Below are 19823 nucleotides of genomic sequence, written 5' to 3'. Positions count from 1 at the left end.
ATAGAAGATGTCCTTAGATGTCTAGCGGTGTAGAAGCGCTGTCCACTGCCAGCATCGCATGCTGCCTGTATGACGCAGGTCCAGGCAGATCAGCCGGTTGACCTCAGGACGGCCTTCCCGAACTGGAGCTTCTGGCGCGGCCGAGACGCAAGAGGAAACCTCACCGACTGGTATGCCACTCGGAAATGGGGCGTCTCGGTCGAGCAGACCGGTGCCCACGCCGGTCTGGAGCGGACCGTGGGGGCCGCTTCTGCCAAGCAGTTGCGAGTCGCGGTTCAGACCCAGGACGAGCGCCGAGCCGAGCTGGGCCTCGTCGCCAAGCCCGAGAGCGTCCGATGACCCAGCGCGGCGGCCAGTCCCCTTCCCAGGCGTCTGCCGCCGCGCTGCCCTCTGTCGCCCGGCAGCTGGAGCTGCTACGTCACGACTACCCGGGCTGGGACATTGAGGTCCTCGACGACCAGTCCAGTGCCAAGCTCCGACGGCAACTCACTCCCGAACTGGCCCGCGCCGGCATCAGCGCGATCATCGTCGCCAGCTCCGCCCCCCGAGCTCGCCGCGAAACTCGCGACCCAGATAGGTCGGCTCCAAGCCGCCCGCCAGTCCCCCTTGAGCAGCCCGAGCGCCGCCGTACCGTAGCGGCGGCGCCCGGGCGAGCGGCCTCGTCTTCGGTCTCGGAGGGGGTGCCGGGACGAGGCCCCCCACCAAGCACCCGGCCGATCCGACGGTCCGGCGAAGTCCGCCGACCTCATCCGGACTTCGGGAAGGGCCCGAATCGGGCCCCGACCAGGCCATCCCCCGTTGGCCTGGTCGCCAGCGGTCCCGCCCATCCGGGTAGGGCGGGACCGCACCCCGTCTCATCAGGAGGACCTATGAGCACGGCACCACCCACACCCGCCCTGGACTTCCTCTGGGCAGAGATCACCGGCCACTGCCAGCTGAACTGCGGCCACTGCTACGCCGACTCCGGCCCAGCTGGCACCCACGGCAGCATGACCCTCACCGACTGGATCACCGCGCTCGACCAGGCCGCTCAGCTTGGCGCCCGTATGGTTCAGTTCATCGGCGGCGAACCCACCCTGCACCCCGACCTGCGTACCCTGATCACCTGCGCGCTCGGCCGCCGCCTCCATGTCGAGGTGTATTCCAACCTCGTCCACGTCTCCCCCGCCCTGTGGGAGGTGTTCGCCCAGCCCGGCGTACGACTCGCGACGTCCTACTACACCGACGACCCCGAACAGCATCTCCGGATCACCGGCCGCCCGTCCCTTCACCGAACCCGAAGCAACATCGCCCAGGCCGTCACCATGGGCATCCCCATCCGCGTCGGCATCATCGACATCCACGACGGCCAGCGCATCGACCAGGCCATGGCGCAGCTCGCGGACCTCGGCGTGACCAGGGTCGGCATCGACCACGTGAGGCTCCTCGGCCGGCCCGCCCATACGCCATGCGACGCCTCCGAGCTGTGTGGCCGATGCGGCGACGGCGTCGCGGCGATCCTGCCCGACGGATCGGTCATCCCCTGCCCGATGTCGCGCTGGCTTTCCGCTGGCAACGTCCGCACCGCGGGTCTACCGTCGCTGGTGGCAGCCACGCGCCAGCTCTCACACCAGCAGATCCTGCCCGCCGTCAACGCCGCCGGTTCGCGGCCATGCGAGCCGAACTGCACCCCCGGCTGCAACCCCGGCGTCAACGAACCCGGCGGCGGCGACGGCTGCACGCCGAAACAGAAGTGCACCCCGAACCAGCCAGTCGACCCGCAGTGCAACCCGAACTTCAAGTGCCAGCCCAAGCAGAAGTAGACGGATGAACCACACCCACGCGGCCCACGTGCCCGACCTATCGCGCTACCTACTCGGCGCCGGCGTCCTGGACGCCGCTGACCCGCACAGCCGGCCATGGCTCGACGCGCTGGAGAAGGTCCCCCGCCATCTCTTCGTGCCTCAGCGGGCCTGGGCCACACCTCAGGACGACAGGCCAGAGCACTCCATTGACCAGGCGCGAGACCCCGACGCCTGGTGGACGGCCGTCTACACCAACACAGCGATCGTCACCCAGCGCGCCAACGGCGGCGCCCCCCTCACCGACACCACCAGCTCACCCACATCGTCGCTGTCGAGCCCGCATGTAGCCGTCGAGTTCCTCCAACTGCTCGACCTCGCTCCCCACCACCGTGTCCTGGAGATCGGCACCGGCACCGGATGGACCGCAGCCATGCTCGCTCAGCGTGTCGGTGACCACCACGTCACCACCATCGAAGTCGACCAAGGCGTGGCCGCCGTCGCCAGCGCCAACCTCAAAGAAGCCGGCGCGGATCCGATCGTCCTCGTCGGCGACGGCACGCTCGGATGCCCCGACCGAGGACCCTACGACCGCATCCACGTCACCTGCGGAATCCGTGAGATCCCCCATGCATGGGTCCAGCAGACCCGGCCAGGCGGCGTGATTGTCCTGCCCTGGATGCCGCCATCAGGCGCCTGGGGACACCAGCTACGCCTCGACGTCCTCGACGACGGGACCGCCATGGGCATGCTGGGCGCGGGCGCGTCCTACATGCTCATGCGTCAGCCTGCTCGTCTCGGACCGATGGACTCACGCCCGATCGACGTGCAGGTGACCGAGAGCCGGCTCGATCCTGCGGCAGTGACCAACGCGCTCTCCAAGGGATTTCAGGTGTACCTGGCCGGCGCGGCACCCGAGGTAGCCGTGTACGACCACGGCTGGGAGCATCCCCGAAGCGATGGCGTGTCCGTCTTCACCGCCCGTGCCGGGGATACGCAAGGCGACAGCTGGGCCACAGCCGCAGGGCCTTACGGCAGGACCGAAGTCCAGGTCACCCAGGGCGGCGGCCGACGCGTGTGGGAAGAGGTGGAGCGCGCGTTCATGGCGTGGCTCCGTGCCGGGCGCCCCACACCAGAGCGGTTCGGCATCACCGTCAGCCCGGCCGGCCAGTACCTGTGGATCGACCTGCCCTGGCGGATCGTCGAAGTCGTCGGCCCGTGAGCGACAACGGTCAAGTCTCCCACGAGATCACATAGATGCCCATGCCCTTGACGGTCTGCACCAGGCCCTTGTCCTTGAGGACCAGGACCGCCTTGCAGAGAGTGTCCCGTGCCAACCCGGTGCCGGCTTCAAGCTCGACCAGCGTACGAGGCTACCCCTCACCTGCCGTAGATGCCCCAGGAGCTAGCCTGGCGTAGTAAATCCCAGTACACCTCGTTTACCGTGCACGGACGATTCCGAGGCCGAGCCGAGTTGCCGGACGCTGGGCTTTGGACGGGACCTCAGAGCGCGCCTTGCTCTGATCGTTTCGTAGCCGAAATGTCATCGTCCTGTCTGCGGATGGCATGTGCAAGCAGGCGATGCAGGCGCTTTCCTGTGAAGGTGTCGAAGCATCGAGCGGTCTACATCCTGATGGTGGGTGTGATTGCGTGGATGACCGTGTACGTAGTCGAAAACGACTGGCTCGCGTACGGCTTCTTCCTAGGCATCCTCGCCGTCCTCGTGATCGTTGTGCTGGCCAAGCCATGGATCAAGCTGTGGCGCAGCCTCAGCGACAAGACGCGCAAGAGGACGCGCCGTTACCTGTACGGCGGAGTGGCCGTCATCGCGATTGTGTGGGGTCTAGGCCATGGCTTGACGGATGTCCTCGCGACCTGGTTGGCCGGAAGCGAGACGAAGGACGCCAGGCTGGGCTTTGCCCCGATGCTGTGGTGGGGGCGAATCGGGAAAGGGCTCCAGTTCATCGCCGGCCTCGCCGTTCTTCTCGATCTTATCCCGGCAGAAACGCTGCGCAAGGTCGGCGAGCGGGCCGGAAAGCGACTCCAGGATATCGATCCGAGAATCTCTGAACGCAGAAGCGTTTACGAGTTTCTGGCCGCGGAGAACTGGCTCCGCGAGCATGTGATCACCACCCCGGTGGTGCTGGGCCCCAGGAATGAAGCGCGACGGGGCTCACCAATGTTGGCAAAAATTGCGCGGGTTCCACCAGAATCGCCATTCTCACAACAGGAGTACGAGGCGATCCGCGCGCAGTTCATCGACATCGTCATTGATCACCATCAGGAACGACGGCTCGCATCTATGGCGCGTGATCTCGTGGAGCGAGATCTATCTCCCGAACAAGCGTTTCGCCTTCGCAAGGCCCGGCAACGGCGCCGGGTTGTGAACGGGGTTGGTATGGCGACGCTGTTGATCCTGGCGTTTGCATGGCTCGCGCTCAGCGTGGGCGATCTACTTCCGAAGAGTGATGGGTTTCGCCTCGCGACGGGCCTTAGCATGATGGCGCTGATGGCACTGATGGCCATCCGGCCAAAGCAGCTGTATGAGGCATGGTTGCAGCTCATCTACATGCCGATACGTGCGGTCACTGAGTGGCAGCGGGATCTTCTCGACCGTGATCCACCTGCCCACCCATTGCGCTGGCTCGGCTTCTATCTCTTCGTCTGTGGCTTCGTCCTCGACTATCTGGCGTCGTGACATTCCTGACGGATCCCAGGGCTGAAGCGTTCTCGATCAGTGAGACGTCCCTGGGCCGTCGTCACGAACGCCAGACTGAGCGGCCAGGGAGAAGAACCCGCCCTGAAGAAAACGAATGGCTGAACGGCGCACGGCATGCGACCATCCGCCTCATGGAACTCATCGCCGAGGCGGTCGAGCTCGCCAGGAACGCCACCCACCCGGGCGACCACGACCAGGCGTGGCAACTGGTGACGAAGGCCACGGAGGACCCGGAGACCGCCTCCGAGCTGGGCTTCACAATGGTGAGGTCGCTCGATGCGGCCGAGCGAAAGATCGGCTTTGACCTGCTGGGTTGCCTGGTGCACACCGACGAGTCGTTGCCGGATCGGGTGCTGTCCGCATGCCTGGACCTGATCCCGTCGGAGACCGATCATTCCGTCCAGGCCGCAATCGCGCGGGCGTTGGGCTGCACGGGTGATGAACGAGCCGTGCCGGAGCTGCTGCGCATGGCCGATCATCCTGATGAGGACGTCCGCTACTACGTCGCGTGGTCGCTGCCGATGGGCTGCGAGGAAGACGATGCCGTGATCGAGGCGCTGATCCGGCTGAGCGCCGATCCCGAGGATGAGGTACGTGACTGGGCGACGTTCGCCTTGGGAACGCAGTGCCAGGCCGACAGCACGGCGATCCGGGAGGCATTGTGGGCACGTGTCGATGATCAATACACCGAGGCGCGTGAGGAGGCCATTGCCGGGCTGGCCCGCCGTCGGGATCGCCAGATCGCACCGCACGTGGAGCGAATCCTGGACAGGGGCGGGGTCAGCGGCAGGATGTTCACGGCGGTCGCGTGCCTGGGGGATCCGGCGCTGGTGCCGTACCTGGAGGACTACGTGGGCGACGACGTCGCCGAGGCACTGCGCGAGTGTAATTCTGAGGCGCGCGCCGCTCGCGATGCCTTCGCCGCCGACCTGACCCAGGCGCTGCACAGCCATATGCCCGGCCTCGACTTCGGCGTGCACGGCGAGATATGCGAACCTGGGCTCACCCTGTCGGCGTGCGATGACACATACCACTGGTCGGTCGAGCAGCTCCGTGACCGCGCGGGCGGGGACCCGCTCAGGGCCGCAGACCTCGTCGCCGACCAGCTCTCTTGATGGCTGCCACCTGAGTGGACGATCAGCCCGCGCCCCCCTTGCCGCTGATGGTGGCGATGACGATGGGTGCAGCGATTGGCCGCCGTCGGTGAAGAGGCGGGCCGGGACACGAGCCTGAAGAACCCCAGCGGACAGATAACAAACGCGACCCCTGATGATCGTCGGTTGTCTAAGCCAGTCGATCAAGAACAGGGGCCGCGTCCGCGTGCCATCCCCGATCGACGTGCTCGCCGGCCACCGGGAGCACGTCACGCCCTCCCGCCCGCTGACCGACCTGCCCCACGCTGGCCGCGATGTTGGAGACGGTGCCCGACCCGCGCAGCCGCCGCGGACGCCGCTACCGGCTCGGCCCGCTGCTCGCCTTATCACTGATTGCCGTGCACGGCGGCGCGACCTCCCTGGCACAGATCACCCGGGTCATCACCGGATGCGATCCCACCCTGCGCGCCCGGGCCGGTCTGCCCGGCACGGCACGACTGGCCGCCAGCACGCTGGGAAGACTCCTATCCCGCCTGGACGGTGACGCATTCGACTCCGCGACCTGCGCCTACCTGGCCACGCGCACCGTCGCCCCACCCGAGGCCGGCACGAACCGCCTCACCCGCCGGCCGGCGATCACCGGCTTGGCCGTCGACGGTAAGACCCTACGCGGCAGCCGCATCAGCGACGGCACCGTCACCCACCTGCTCGCCGCCACCCGCCACGACACCCAGGTCGTGGCCGCCCAAGCCCAGATCGTGGCCGAAAGCAACGAGATCCTCGCCTTCGCACCCCTGCTGTCCGACCTCGACCTGACCAACTCGGTGGTCACCGCCGACGCCCTGCACACCCAGCAGGAACACGCCCGCCAGATCGTCGCCGCGGGCGGTCACTACCTGTTCATCGTCAAGGGCAACCAGCCCACCCTCCACCGGCGGCTCAAGGCCCTGCCCTGGCGCGAGGCGTTCCTGAACGACCGCACCGACGAACGCGGACACGGCCGCCGCGAGATCCGCCGCATGAAGATCTGCATGGTCCGGCCCGGCCTGTCCTTCCCCCACGCCGTCCAGGCCATCCAGGTCAAACGCCGCCGCACCGATCACAAGACCGGCAAGACCACCATCGTCACGATCTACGCCATCGCCAGCCTGCCGCCCGGCCTGGCCACCCACGCCCACATCGCCACCCTGATCCGCAGCCACTGGAACGTCGAGGCGCTACACCACATCCGCGACGTCACCTACCGCGAGGACGCCTCCAAAGTCCGGACCGGCGCCGCTCCACGAGTCACGGGCGGGGCTCTGCTGTGTCCGGATGAGGACAAGCCGGTGTGAACCTATCCCGTATTTGGAACGCCCATAAACCAGTAGGGGCGGGCGGCCCCTACGGCGAGGGACCAGTCCGGCCGTCAGGGCGCGCAGGCCCGGCGGCCGGACACCGACACCGCCCAGCCCCTAGAACGGGACGCAGTGCATGCCTTGCACGAAGCCGCCGCCCCACACCCGCGTGTCGAGGCAGTAGTAGGAGCCGGCCCAGTAGCCCGAGGTGAGGATGATGGGGCCGTCGCCCGACCCCTGGCCGACGCATCCGTCCCCGTAGACGTTGTAGCCCCAACCGTCGGAGATGAAGACGTAGTCGCCGTCCGAGCAGGTCCAGTAGCCGGAGGAGGATGCGTTCGCGGCCGGGACGGACACCGCCAGGGCGACGGTGGCTAGTGCAGCGGCGGCAAGGGTTCTGACCGCAGTGATCATATGGAGCCCCCTTCGCTCGATCTTCGTCCTGCGCGGACGATAGACCGAAGCCGCACGGCAGCCCAGAGGCGCACATCATCGGTACCCGTGCGTTCCTCACACACAAAGAAGCCCTCGTGTGGCACACCTCTGGCCTGGGACTTTCAAGCACGCGTGAAAGTCGTAGAGCAAACCGGACGACGGTTCCTAGCGTGGGATGTGCACGCTGAGTTGATCAGCGTTGATAGATCGGCTCCACGGCACCGATCCCCATCAACTGGGCGGTGCTAGCGCTGGAAGCGCACACCAGATCGCCACTCAACGGGGGAACATCATGCGTTTAACCCGACTTGTCGCAGGCACCGCGCTGGCCGCCGCCGTAACTGGTGCCCATGGCCGGCCCAGCCCAAGCCGCCAGCTCGATCCTCGAGACGACCAAGACCGCGCCTACATCCACAAGCGGCGGCATGTGGGTGCCTCAGGGCTACTGGAACAGCAAGCTAGATTGCCTCTTCGCCATGGGCGGCAGAGCCCGCGATGGCTACCCGGTTCGGCCCCGCGAAGGATGCAACTACGCCGCCGGCCATGGTGGTGGTTCGAGTACTGGCTCGAGGACGACTGGCAGCCCGCCCAGCGTCATGACTCAACCCCGAAGGGGTGATCATGGGTTTCTCTCGGCTCATCGCCGCCACCGCTCTGGCGGCCGGCGCCCTGCTTGCAGCGGCTCCTGCGCCCGCATCAGCCTCAACTGTGGCCGCCCCAGCCACAACCACGCCCAAGGCTCAACTAGGTGTGATGGGCCCCTTCGCCGAGTACGGCTCATGCGCCATAGCTGCCGGCCTCATGGAGGAGCAGGGCTACACCGTCTCCCCCTGCGACTGGTCACTCGGCGGCTGGTACTTCGCCTACTTCTAACCGCCGCGTAGCCGGACAGCACAAAGATGCCCTGCCTCCCCGAAGGGGGCAAGGCAGCCGTGGCCCCGAGAAAGGACACCCATGCGGAACACCTACCGGCTGAGCGTCACCACAGCGGCAATAGCCTTCGCGATGATCGCCGGAATCTATCCAGCCAATGCCCTGCCCTGGGAGGCATCACGTGTGCCAGTGCCAGCGCTCACACTGTGCGTACCGCCCAACTGCGGCAACCTGACGCAGGACGCCCGGCAGCCGGCACCGGAGGCCACCTGCACGCCACCATGGTGCCCGGCCCTACCGACATCGTCGAAGCGGTTCCTCTACTTCTAGCTGTGGCGTAGGCGCACAACGTGAAGAAGCCCCGCCTCCTCCCCTGCCGGAGCGGGGAGAAGAGCGGGGCCGTGTCGTTTTCGAGGCGACATAGGTCTACGACCGTACGGACGAGGCTATGTCGAGTTCAAAGTTACCTCGCGACAGACGCGCTACATGTGAGTTCATAGACGTTCCGGCAGCGGCACCCCCGCCGGGAGCCGGTCCGGATGCTCCAGCCATGAGGTCGAGTCACTCAGGTCGTCGACGTAGATCAGCTGCTCGTGCTTAACGCTGCGGGCCTCGCCGACCGCGTTGCAGCCGATTCGTTCATAGCGGATCCGCGCGACGTACACCGGACCCTCGGCGGTGGCCCAGACCTCTCCTACCCGGTGCTGTCGCGCACAGGCGATGTCCAGCAGGCACCGCAGCCCGGCCCCGGTCAGCATGGTCCGCAACTGCCTGCGAGCCTGTTCACGCCGCTCGGCCTTGCTGGGGTTCAGCGACACGATGCGAGAGGTGCCCTCAACGCTGTCGCCGTCCGGCCAGCTCAGCCAATCCACTTGGCTCCGGCCTCTTCTGCGGCGCACTCGGCTTTCGTGGCCGCGGTGTAGCGGTCGATCATCTCTCGCTTTGACCAGCCGGCGACGGCCATGAGACTGCCCTCCGAGCCTCCGGCTGCCAGTCATCTCGTGGCGCCAGTGTGGCGCAGCACGTACGGGTGGAAGTCTTCGATCCCTGCCGCTTCAGCGCGGCTCATCAGCGTCTGGTAGAGGCCGGGGTAGCCGAAACTCTTTCCGCGGTCTCCCAGCCATTGCGCTTGAGTGTCGGCGAGCCGATGTCGCCGTCGCATGCGCAGGTATCGGTCGATGGCCCGAGCGGTCTGAGGGCCGAATGGCACCCTGCGCCCCTTGCCGCCTTTGCCTCGCCGGATGACCGCCATGCCCATGGGCAGGTCGAGGTCGGGGACGGCCATGCCGACGATCTCACCGGCTCGTGCGGCGGTCTCTGCCATGAGGCGGACGATCGCCTCATCCCTCCTGTCCACGAAGTCTCTTCCTGCAGGCGTTGATGAGGGCCTTAAGCTTGTCCAGGGTGAGGATGGGGACGACCTTGGTATCGAGCTTGGGGAGCTTGAGGCCGGCGAGTTCGTCGCCCTCAAGTTCACCTTCCTCGGCCAACTATCCGCACCACAGTCGCACTGCGTGCTGGCGCGAACTCACCGCCGTGGCCTCGGCTCCCGTCTCCAGCAGGCTGGCAACAAACGTCCGCACGAGCGTGCGGGTGAGTTCTGGCTCCACCTCGTTGGCGTGACATCACTTCAGGAATCCGCGAACCCCGTCGCCGTAGCTCTTCACCGTGTTCTGCGACTTGCGCTCGGCGCGCAGGTGCAGGAGCCAGCTAAGAAACGCAGGTCACCTGCCGTCTCACCCAGATCGCTCAGACCAGGTAGACGTTCTTCATTTTCGTCAGCCCGGCGAAGGGCCCCTCGCCCTGGGTGAACAGTTTGACCCGCAGGTCCGCGGCGCTCGGGTCCTCCCTCAGGGACTCGGCGAAGTCGCGGGAGACGTGGCTCAGGTGGGCCACGACGCCCTTGCTGCAGATGGCGGCCAGTTCCTCGCGGTCGGGGTCGGCGCCTTCGCGGAGTTCGATGTTGATCACGGGGCGGTATTCCAGGCCGGGGAGTTCCTCCAGCGACAGGCAGAAGCGGGCGATCGAGGCGGCGTACGGGTTGCCCTGGTAGAGGCCGTATTCGACGTCTTGCGGGTAGAGGTTGGCGCCCATGTAGGAGATCGTGGAGTCCTTGCGGCCGAACAGGAACAGCAGCGGCAGGTTCATCCGCTCGTCGGTCCACATGGCGGCGTAGCCGGGGCCCAGGGCCTGCTTGACCTCGGCCAGTGTGCGCAGGACCGCCTCGTCGCCGACGTTGTAGCGGAGCTTGGGCTGCAGGCAGCTCTTGGTGTTGATCGTGCACAGCAGTTCGCCGGCGTCGTTGACCTCGAGGTAGGTCTCCAGCGGGTTGTAGTGGAAGATCATGGGCAGCCGCTGCTCGCCCGGGCCCAGAAGTGCCTCGCGCAGGCGCTGGTCGGTGGCCAGGCGTTTGCGCAGCCGTACCGTGAAGCCGGTCTCGGCGCCCATGCCGATCGTCAGGTCGCTGGCGCCGTAGCCCGAGCGGACCTCCTCGAAGCGCTCCTCCAGGTAGTCGCGCAGCGCCTCGGTCATGCCCTCGCCGCCGACCATGCCGCGCATGCGGTACTCGGACCAGGGGAAGCCGCTTGCGTCGAGGCGGTCGCGCAGGTGCTTGAGGAAGGGCGGGTAGGCGGCGACCACGTAGTCGTAGCCGGGGCCGAAGTGGAGCAGCGTGTCGACGATCTTCTCCAGGTCGGGGCCGGTGTTCTTGACCATGGCGATGCGGGCCATCGCGGTGCCGGTGGTGGTGCCGGTGGCCCAGGCGCCCATGGAGTAGGCGTTGATCACGAACAGTTTGCGGCCGGGGAAGACCAGCTCGATGTAGCCGGCGGCGTTGCGGTAGATGCCCTTGAGCTCGCGGGGTCCGCGCACCCAGTTGTACGGCTTGCCGCTGGAACCGGAGGACTCGTCGATGATCACCCCGGGCCGGTGGAGTCTGCCCTCCTGGCAGCGGCTCTGCTCGTCGTAGGTACCGGCGTAGTTCTGCTTGGTGGTCTCCGGGAAGTCGCGCAGCCGCCTGGCCTGCCCGGCGCCGTGTCTGACCAGGAAGTCGCGGTAGGCGGGCACGTCCACGGCGGCGAACTGGCAGGCGAGGCGGGCGTGCCGGGCGGCCACCCGGTCGAGCACGGGGTGGTAGGAGCGGGCCACGAACTTCCACACCGCCGGGTGCAGAGCGCCGAGCCGGTAGGCGCCGGTCAGGAGCCATGAGTATGCCTGGAGCCGGGCTCTGCGCCAGCGCTGGCGGGGGGTGAGCGGCCCCAGACTGGGACTCAGTCGGGTCATGGCCGGTTAACCTAGCGAATCCCCATTGATGATCGCTTAACTCCCGCTATCAGACTTCCACGCGATATTTCCGGACACCCAGGTCTGGACGACCCGTGTGCCCGCCGTGAACGGGTCCCCGTCGCACACCACCAGGTCCGCGCACTCCCCCGCCGCCAGCCCGCCCGCGCCGGGCGCGCCGATCGAGGCCGCCGCCCAGGTGCTCGCCGCCGCCACCGCCGTACTCCGCTCCACCGCCTCCTCCGGCTGCGTCCCGGTACGGCCGGCCGCCAGCCGCAGGTTGACCAGCGGGTCCAGGAAGCCGCACGGATGATCGGAGCTGAACACCGTCGCCGCCCCCGCCCTCCGTAGCTGCCCCGCCCCGGCGATCTTCAGGTGCCGGTGCAGCCCGGTCGTCTCGAACTGGGCGCCGAACCGGGCGGCGAACCCCGGCTGCAGCCCCGCGATGGCCCCGGCCCCGGCGATCAGATCGGCCGTGCGCGCGTCCAGGGCGGTCAAGTGGTCCAGGATCGCCCCCGTCACCCCCGCCTCCGCCAGCGCCGAGGCGGCCTGGGCGGCGGCCGCGTTGCCCAGCGCGTGCAGGCGTGGGGTGAAGCCCGCCTCGGCGTAGGCGGCCAGCGTCCTGACCAGTTCCGCCCCGGTGAAGCGCAGGTACGGCGTGCCGACGCGGCCGCCGCCGAACGTGAGCTTCTTGCCCATGCCTTCACGCAGCGGCCCCACCGCCCGGCGGCGCACGGACTCCCGCAGGGTGCCGGCGATCATCCCGGGCAGCGCCGAGTACGGCAGGCTGAGGGCGCACCGGTCGGCCCCGTCCAGGAAGATCTTGACCTCCTTGCCCGCCTCGCCGTACGGGCCCTCCGGGAGGGCGGCCGGATCGGCGGGCGGGTCGAAGATGCCCGTCTCGGGCCCGGCCGCCCACGACAGGCGCAGCGGGGTGGCCGCGGCCAGCGCGCGCATGGCGGCGTGGCGGCTGGGCGGGACGTACGGGTCGTGGGCGTGGGTGATCCCCAAGGCCAGGTGCCGGCGCGCCTCGGCGAGCAGCGGCTCCTGGCCCGAGCTGCCCGCGGCGTCCGCGCAGGCGGCCAGGGCGTGCCGGAGCACGACCCCGTAGGCCGCCTCCCACACCTCGCCCGTGGGCCGGCCGCGGCGGTCCCGGCTCAGGTCGGCCGGACGTCCGGCGGCCAGGCGCAGCGCCGGGCTCGAGCAGGCCCCCCGGTGCAGGTCGATGCCGCTGATCAGCACGTTCCGCCCCGGTGCCGCGGCGTCGATCTCGGCGGCCGTGGGCAGGCGCCCCTCGGGCCAGGCGTGCAGGGAGGCGTTCCAGAACAGCAGCCAGGGCGCCTCCGGCGCGGCCCGGGCGGCCAGCCGTACCGCGTGAAGGGCGTCCGGAATGCCGCGCCAGGAGGCGGCGTCACCGCCGGAGGGCTGCCACGCGGCGACGGTGAGGTGCGTGTGGGTGTCCACGAACCCGGGCAGCACGTGGTGACCGGGCAAGGGGATCGCCTCGGCGACCGGCGGCGCACCGGAGCCGGAGCCGAGGATCCTGGCGCCGTCGGCCAGCAGCCATCCTTCGGAGGGCACGCAGTCCCGCCCGGCCCAGACGGTCACTCCGGTGAACACGATTCGCCCCATGGGCCCGGCACTCTACCCGGCGGGCCGTACCGCAGAAGGACGGAGAGGCCCGGCGCACGGGTCACGCGCACCGGGCCCGGTGGAGCAGGAGGTCAGGCGGCGGCCCTGGCGGTCAGGGCGACCGTGGCCTCGCGCTTGACGCCGTTGACCGTCACCGCGACCACGACCGACCCTTCACGCAGCGCGGTCAGGGTGCCGGTGGCCGGGTCGAGGACGGCCCGGTGCCACGGCCGCGCTCCGGATCGGGCGCCGACGTGCAGCGCGGGCGAGCCGCTCCACACCGCGGAGACCGGATAGGCGACCGGCACCTGGCGGGCGCCCTGCTTGATCGCGGCCGCCACCGTGCCGGGCCGGCCGACCTGGACCGAGGCGGGCGCGGTCAGCGTCAGCTCGTCCACGTGCGGGCGCACCTGCGTGCCGAGCCACACGGGCGCGTCGGCGAACCAGTTGCGCCGCACGTGCTCGGCCTCGCGCGGGGTGACCGGGTCGACGCCCCACAGCGACCAGCCGGTGAAGCCGCCGTCGTCGGGCGCGGTGGCCGGGTTCTTGCCGGAGTTGCCGTTGATGAAGTACGGCACGGCGTCCACGCGGGAGGCGTGGAAGGTGCCGACGTGGGCCCCGATGTAGGCCGCGCCCTTGCCCGTGGAGCGCTGGAAGTCGGCCAGCCACTGCTCGACCAGCGCAGCCTCCTTGCGGTCGCCGAGCTGGCTGCCCTTGCCGGGCGTGGGGTCGCGCGGCGGCACGTGGAACAGCACCGCCACCGAGCCGATCGCCGGGTCCTTGGCGGCCGCGTCGAGCCGCTCGCGCAGCAAGGCCACCTGGTCGAAACCGCCGCCGCGCACGTTGAGCCGGGAGGTGTCCAGCGTGACGAAGCGGGTGCCCTTGTGGTCGAAGCTGCGGTAGGTGTCGCCGAAGACCGCCTTGAAGTTGTCGATCTTCCCGCCCATCACCTCGTGGTTGCCGGGAACGTAGGTGTACGGCAGCTCGCCGCCCAGTTCCTCGTCGAGGATGCGCTTGGCCAGCGCGAAGTCCTCGGGCGATGCCTCGTCCACCAGGTCGCCGTTGATCAGCAGGAAGTCCGGCTTCGCCGCCTTGATCTCCTTCAGGGTACGGCGGGCGTTGCGCACGATGTCGCTGTCCGGGTCGCGGGCCACGAACTGGGCGTCCGACATGACGGCGAAGCGCCACGGCATGCCGTCCACGGACGCCTTGACGACCGGGTCGGCGATCTTCTGCGCGGGCGGCGCCTGGATCGGCGGCGGCACCTTGGCCACGAGCCCGTCGATGAGGATGTCGTTGGTGTACTTCGCCTCGGCCTTGGTCTCGGCGACGTAGAACCGGCGCAGCTTGAGCGGGTACGACACCCCAGGCGGCACCTGGAACTCCACGTACTTCCAGCCGGTCCAGGTCATGAACGGCCCGCGCAGGATCTGCGACTGCCCCTGGGCGTCGTAGAACTCCAGCGAGGGCCACTCCCCCTTGCCGGTGGAGTTGATCCAGAGCCCGAACGCCTGCGGCTGGCCGGGGATGACGAGCTGCTGCGGCGGGCTGGCGTAGGCGGCGCGGGTGGCCGTGGACTGGGTGAAGTCGTAGGACAGCTTCAGCCCGCCGCCGCTCTGCCCGGGCGCGGCCGACAGCGAGCCGGTGGCGCGGGCGGCGGCGAAGGTCCAGCTCGCGGCGTTCTCGAAGTCGGCGACCTGCTGCTCCTCGGTGCCGATGGTCACCGGTACCGCGGTGGTGATCCGGCCCGCCTTGGCGGTGATGAGCCCGGCGCCCTTGTCCTGCTTGGCCTTCACGGTGAAGGACCCGCTTGCCGTGGGCGTCACCTCGAACAGCGCCTTGTCGTAGTCGAGCGACAGGTCGCCCGGCTCGATGGGCGCGGAGTTGCCGTTGCGGTCGTAGCCGACGACGCCGAAGCCGCCGGCGGCGCCGGTCCCGGCCAGGCCGACCCGGTCGGTGGTGGCGCCGAGGCGGGCCAGCGGCTGCAGCACGGTCAGCTCCAGCGTGCCCTTGGCGCGGCCCCGGGTGGCGGTGACCTCGGTCTGGCCGGGCACGAGCGCGTGGAAGACGGCCTTGCCGTCCACGACTCCGTGCACGGCCGGACGGGTCAGCCAGACCGGCGCGCCGGCGGCCGGGCCGTACGTCTCGTCGTAACCGGCGGCGGTCAGCCGCCGCGAGAGCCCGGGGAAGACGCGGTCGGGGCGGCCGCCCGGGACCGGGCCGACGCCGGGGGCCTTGGCCGGGTCGGTGGCGGTCTCCAGCCAGAAGCCCTTGAGCCGGCCGCTGCCCTCGGGGGCGTAGAGCGCCAGGCCGTTGGGGACGGGGCGCTCGGAGCCGTCGGAGGGGCTGTTCTCGACCTGGGGCTCGGTGGCGCCGGGCTCGCGGGCGAGCATGGTGGAGGAGCCGCCGCCGTCGAGGTTGAGCGCGTTGCGGGCGCCGAGTTCGGCCATCATCGCGGCCAGCTCGTTGAGGGTGACGCCGCGGCTGTCGGCCTGGCGGCCGTCCACGGTGAGCAGGTACATCTTCCTGCCGTCGGCCGAGAAGCCGACCGCGGTGCGCGGGTGCGCGGCCTGGTCGGTGGAGTTCTGGACGACGCCGTCCTTGAGAAGGACGTAGTTGCCGCCGATGGCGGTCTCGACCTGGCCGCCGTCGGAGGGCTTGGGCTGGTAGCGCACGTCCACCTTGTCGCCGGGCTTGAGCGCGGCCAGGGCGGTGGCGCCGGCGTCGCGGCCGAGCAGGATGGTGGTCCCGGCCGGGATGGGGCCGGTGCCGGCCGCGGTGCGGATCTCGGTGACGGCGCCGTCCTTGAGCTCGACCTCGGTGACCTTGGCGGCGCCCTCGACCGCGCGGGCGCGGGTGTAGCCGCCCCACAGCGGGGTGAACAGGCCCACGCCGTCGGGCTGGATGAGCTGGTTGAACTGGGTGAGGGCGATCGGCGCGGCGCCCTGCGGGGTGGCGCTGCCCTCGAAGTACATCGTGAGGACGCGCCCGACGCCTTCGCCGGTGAGGGCGACGGCGTTGTTCCAGCCGCTGCTGGGCGACTGGACGAGCGCGCCCTTCTGGACGCCGATGCCGAGGGCGGCGCCCGAGCGGTTGATGTCGAAGAAGTCGCCGTTGACCGCGGCGACCGCGCGGGCGCGCTTGGCCGGGCCCGACAGCGGCTCGGTCTTGGAGACCTCGCCGGAGTTGAGGTAGCCGGCCTTGACGCCGCCGGACAGGTCGGCGGTGAGCGCGTCGGCGCGCAGCCAGCCGGCCGCGTCGTAGCGGTCGAAGGCGGTGAAGGTGATGCCGGGGGCGACCGGCCTGCTCTTCTTGGCCGTCTCCAGGTACTTCGGCGCGGGGGCCGCGACGAGGGTGGAGGGCGGCGGGTACGAGGACGCCCGGGGCGCGTCCTCGACGGGGGTCTGCGGATCTGCCACGGCGGTTAAGACGAGCGCCGCGGCAGCGGTGAGTTTGAGGGCGATCACGCCCCGAACTCAATCGCTCGCGGATATAACTTTCAAGACCCAGGGATGAACTAAAAGAAAATTTCATCGTCCGGGTTAGGTGGTTCTGGGCGAAGATGGGCCCCGTGGATCTCGACGCCCTGTACCGCGACCCCCACCCCACCTACGCCGCCGCCAGGCTGGCCCCCGGCCTGACCTACGTGCCCGAGCTGCAGGCGTGGCTGGTCTCCCGGTACGAGGACGTGCGCGAGGTGCTCGGCCGCCCCGAGGACTTCTCCTCCGAAGGCGCGCTCCGCCCCGACCGGCTCCCCCGCGCCGCCGCGCTCACCGAGCTGGTCAAGGGCTTCGGCGGCCGCCCCACCGTGCTGAGCAGGGACGGCGAGGAGCACCGCAGGCTGCGCCGCCCGCTCGTGCGCGGGCTGTCTCCCGTGCGCGTCGCCGCCGCCGTGCCGTTCATCACCCGCCGCGCCGAGGAGCTGGTCGCCGCCTTCGCCGCGGCCGGCCGTACCGAGTGGATGTCCGCCTACGCCCGCCCCCTGGCCGCCGACGTGATCGGCCACCTCATGGGCCTCGAGGAGAGCGACGCACGGCCTGCCGTCGCGGCCGGCAACCGGGCCGAGGACCTGCTGTTCCAGCCCATGACCGACGACGAGCAGGCCGCGGCGGCCCGCGACATCGTCGGGCTGCAGCACCTGCTCGACGGCTACGCCCGCGCCCGCAGGGCCGAGCCGCGCGCCGACCTGACCACCGAGATGGTGCGCGGCCTGGCCCCGGGCACCGAGCCGCTGACCACCGAGCAACGCCACGAGATCGTCGCGAACCTGCAGAACCTGCTGCTGGCCGGGCACCTGACCACGACCGCGTTGCTCGGCTCCGCCGTACACCATCTGCTGCGCGAGCGCGCGCAGTGGGAGCTGCTGTGCGCGCGGCCCGAGCTCATCCCGGCCGCGATCGAGGAGACCGCCCGCTTCGAGGCGCCCATCCAGGGCTTCCGGCGCACGATCACCCGCCCGCTCACCTTCGCGGGCACCGCCCTCGAGGCCGGCGACACGGTCTTCGTCTCGTACGGCTCGGCCGGGCGCGACGGCGGCGCCGGGTTCGACATCGCCCGGCCGCCCGGCCGCCACCTCGGGTTCGGCCACGGCGTGCACGGCTGCCCCGGCTCGCAGCTGGCCCGCGAGCAGCTGCGGATCACGCTGGAGACGCTGATCCGCGAGCTGCCCGGGATCCGGCTGGAGTCCCCCGAGGTGGTGATGGCCCCGACGCTCATCCACCGGGCGCCGGAGAGCCTGCGCCTGGTGTGGTGATCAGCGGGTGCCGGTCACCTTCCAGATCTTGCCGTTGGCCTTCGACAGGACGAACAGCTCCCCCGCGCGGTCCATGCCGAAGCGCAGGTCGACGCGGGAGTCACCGGCCAGGTTCTGCATGGTGACCTGGTTGCCGGCGGCGTTGTGGACCTTGAGCTGGTAGAGCGGCGCGAGGTCGGTGCCGCCGCGGGTCATCTCCCGCTCGTCGGTGGCGAAGATCCAGCCCTGCACGATGTCGCCGAAGACGTATTTGCCCTGGAGCGCAGGCAGCGCGCCGCCCCGGTAGACGAAGCCGCCGGCGATCGCGCGGCCGAGGTCGCCGGTGCAGCCGGGCGGGCCGTTGTGGTCGTAGGCGGCGACCGGGTAGGTGTAGCCGAGCTCGGCGTCGCCGACGGGCAGCGGGTAGAGGTAGCAGGGCTCGGCCCGGTCGTAGACGAAGGCGCCCTCGCGCTCGCTCCAGCCGAAGTTGTCCCCGGCGCGCACGTCGTAGACGGCCTCGATGTCGTGCTCGCCGATGTGGCCGAGGAACATCCGGCCGCTGCCGCCGCGGTCCCAGCTGAAGCGGTGCGGGTCGCGCATGCCCAGCGCGTAGATCTCGCCGAGCGTGCCGGGGCGGCCGGCGAAGGGGTTGTCCGCCGGGATGCCGTAGCGGCCGTTGGCGCTGTTCGTGCCGCGCGGGTCGATGCGCAGGATCTTGCCGAAGGGCAGGTTGCGGGCCTGCGGGACCGTGCTGCTCGTGCCACGGCCGCCGTCGCCGACCGCGACGTAGAGCAGGCCGTAGTCGGGGCTGCCCGGGGTGGCGCCGGGGTTGAAGTCGATCTGCTGGACGGCGTGGATGTAGGTGCCGAACCCGATGCGCAGCAGTTGCCTGCGGGTGCCGCTGAAGACCGGGGCCGCCGGGTCGGCCGCGGTCCACTCGGTCACGACGCTCTGCACGACCGCCCCGGACTGGGTCCAGTCGGCACGCTCCCGGCTCAGCGCCTGGAACGCCTCGCTGTGCACGGTGTAGAAGCGGCCGTTCGCCGCGAAGTCCGGATGGAAGGCGGCGAAGCCGAAGCCGCTGCCCAGCCCGCGGCCGGAGAAGAAGTTCGCGCCCACCGCGGCGCGCACGTCGAGGTAGGTGCCCGGGGTGCCGCCCGCGGCGGGCAGCGTGTACAGCCTGCCGTTGAGATCGGGCACGAACCGGCGGCCGTCGGCGAGCTGGCCCAGGTGGTTGATGCGGGCGTGGCGGCGCAGCCGGGAGTCGGTCGGCGACGGGACCGGGTCGGTCTTCGGGAACTGCGCGTACTCGGTGAGCACCAGGCCCAGGCCGCTCTGGATCGGGTTCTGCGGGATCGGGTCGGCGATGGGGCCGGTGCCGGTCGGCGTGCCCTCGGTGAGCGCGTCGACGTTGGCCAGGCCGCCCGCGGTGGCGGCGGTGATGCGGACGGTGTTGGCGCCCTGGTTGAGCGTGGCCTGGACGCTCTCGTTGTTCCAGGTGGTCCAGGCGCCGGTGGCGGGGAACTGCAGGGTCGAGACGGCCGTGCCGTTCACGGTGAGCGTGGCCGGGCGGGTGGCGGCGGTGCCGTTGGCGTAACGGAAGGCCAGGGTCGTGGCGCCGGAGCCGGTGACCGTGAACTCCACGAAGGCGCCGGTCGCGTTGGCGCTGTTGACGAACCCGGTGCCGGAGAAGCCCGCGTGGTTGCTCTCGACCAGGCCGTCGCCGATCACCGCGCTCTCCGCCTCGTAGACGACGGACTGCGCTGCGGCCCGGCTCGGCTGGCCGGGTGCCGCGAGCAGGCCGCCCACTAAGATCATGGCCAGGGTGGTTCGGTGCATGGGGGCCCTTTCCCGCGAAAAGATGGGATCTCTTATCGAGGGATCGCTCGGTACCCCTCCGATGTTATGAGGGGCCGGGCCGCCGGCCCGGCCCCTCGT

Annotated in this window: 15 protein-coding genes; 7 read left to right on the top strand and 8 right to left on the bottom strand. The window is 69.9% G+C overall.

The genetic code is table 11. The annotated features are described in order from the left end of the window. Positions 1–69 precede the first annotated feature (69 nt). The 6 genes from FVE25_RS37305 (at position 70) to FVE25_RS37275 (ending at position 6928) form a co-directional block, all read left to right on the top strand. The gene (locus tag FVE25_RS37305; protein WP_157252186.1) at positions 70–339 is read left to right on the top strand and encodes a hypothetical protein; all 270 of its coding nucleotides are present in this window, start codon (positions 70–72) and stop codon (positions 337–339) included. 530 nt (positions 340–869) lie between these two features. After that, entirely contained in the window at positions 870–1802 is a 933-nt protein-coding gene (locus FVE25_RS37300) for a radical SAM/SPASM domain-containing protein (RefSeq protein WP_157252185.1), read from the top strand. 4 nt (positions 1803–1806) lie between these two features. Further along, positions 1807–3003 (top strand): methyltransferase domain-containing protein, encoded by a 1197-nt coding sequence (locus tag FVE25_RS37295; protein ID WP_157252184.1) that lies wholly within the window; start codon positions 1807–1809, stop codon positions 3001–3003. 381 nt (positions 3004–3384) lie between these two features. Then, positions 3385–4479 carry a hypothetical protein gene (locus FVE25_RS37285; RefSeq protein WP_157252183.1) on the top strand — a complete coding sequence of 365 codons (1095 nt, stop codon included), beginning with the start codon at positions 3385–3387 and terminating at the stop codon, positions 4477–4479. Next, on the top strand, positions 4476–5615 hold the full coding sequence (locus FVE25_RS37280) for a HEAT repeat domain-containing protein (protein ID WP_157252182.1): 1140 nt from the start codon (positions 4476–4478) through the stop codon (positions 5613–5615). The genes FVE25_RS37285 and FVE25_RS37280 overlap by 4 nt, the downstream gene beginning before the upstream one ends. 293 nt (positions 5616–5908) lie before the next feature. Continuing rightward, positions 5909–6928, top strand: a complete 1020-nt coding sequence (locus tag FVE25_RS37275; RefSeq protein ID WP_157252181.1) for an ISAs1 family transposase — start codon at positions 5909–5911, stop codon at positions 6926–6928. A 120-nt stretch (positions 6929–7048) separates the two neighbouring features. Here the strand turns inward: FVE25_RS37275 and FVE25_RS37270 are convergent, their stop codons facing one another. The 7 genes from FVE25_RS37270 to FVE25_RS37245 all read right to left on the bottom strand — a co-directional run bounded on the left by FVE25_RS37270 (position 7049) and on the right by FVE25_RS37245 (position 16620). Continuing rightward, positions 7049–7345: a hypothetical protein gene (locus tag FVE25_RS37270; RefSeq protein ID WP_157252180.1), complete on the bottom strand. Its 297-nt coding sequence runs from the start codon at positions 7343–7345 to the stop codon at positions 7049–7051. 1388 nt (positions 7346–8733) lie between these two features. Beyond that, positions 8734–9111, bottom strand: a complete 378-nt coding sequence (locus FVE25_RS37265; protein ID WP_157252179.1) for a hypothetical protein — start codon at positions 9109–9111, stop codon at positions 8734–8736. 122 nt (positions 9112–9233) lie between these two features. Further along, positions 9234–9563, bottom strand: coding sequence for a tyrosine-type recombinase/integrase (locus tag FVE25_RS54530; protein ID WP_219825808.1), 330 nt, complete (start codon positions 9561–9563; stop codon positions 9234–9236). Between the two features lie 16 nt (positions 9564–9579). Further along, positions 9580–9729, bottom strand: a complete 150-nt coding sequence (locus tag FVE25_RS54525) for a hypothetical protein (protein ID WP_219825807.1) — start codon at positions 9727–9729, stop codon at positions 9580–9582. 259 nt (positions 9730–9988) lie between these two features. After that, entirely contained in the window at positions 9989–11521 is a 1533-nt protein-coding gene (locus tag FVE25_RS37255; RefSeq protein ID WP_157252178.1) for a phenylacetate--CoA ligase family protein, read from the bottom strand. Between the two features lie 36 nt (positions 11522–11557). Then, positions 11558–13153, bottom strand: coding sequence for an amidohydrolase family protein (locus tag FVE25_RS37250; protein ID WP_157252177.1), 1596 nt, complete (start codon positions 13151–13153; stop codon positions 11558–11560). A gap of 92 nt (positions 13154–13245) precedes the next feature. After that, on the bottom strand, positions 13246–16620 hold the full coding sequence (locus FVE25_RS37245) for a phosphodiester glycosidase family protein (RefSeq protein WP_157252176.1): 3375 nt from the start codon (positions 16618–16620) through the stop codon (positions 13246–13248). Between the two features lie 104 nt (positions 16621–16724). Here FVE25_RS37245 and FVE25_RS37240 point away from each other — a divergent pair, with 104 nt between their 5' ends. Further along, positions 16725–17906, top strand: coding sequence for a cytochrome P450 (locus FVE25_RS37240; protein ID WP_246268022.1), 1182 nt, complete (start codon positions 16725–16727; stop codon positions 17904–17906). Here FVE25_RS37240 and FVE25_RS37235 read toward each other — a convergent pair whose 3' ends face one another. Continuing rightward, positions 17907–19724: a PQQ-dependent sugar dehydrogenase gene (locus FVE25_RS37235; RefSeq protein ID WP_157252174.1), complete on the bottom strand. Its 1818-nt coding sequence runs from the start codon at positions 19722–19724 to the stop codon at positions 17907–17909. Positions 19725–19823: the final 99 nt, after the last annotated feature.

Origin of the sequence: Nonomuraea typhae, assembly GCF_009760925.1 — a bacterium.
Lineage (GTDB): Bacteria > Actinomycetota > Actinomycetes > Streptosporangiales > Streptosporangiaceae > Nonomuraea > Nonomuraea typhae.
Note: the sequence above shows the minus strand (reverse complement) of the source record. Positions and strands in the feature narration are given on the sequence as shown.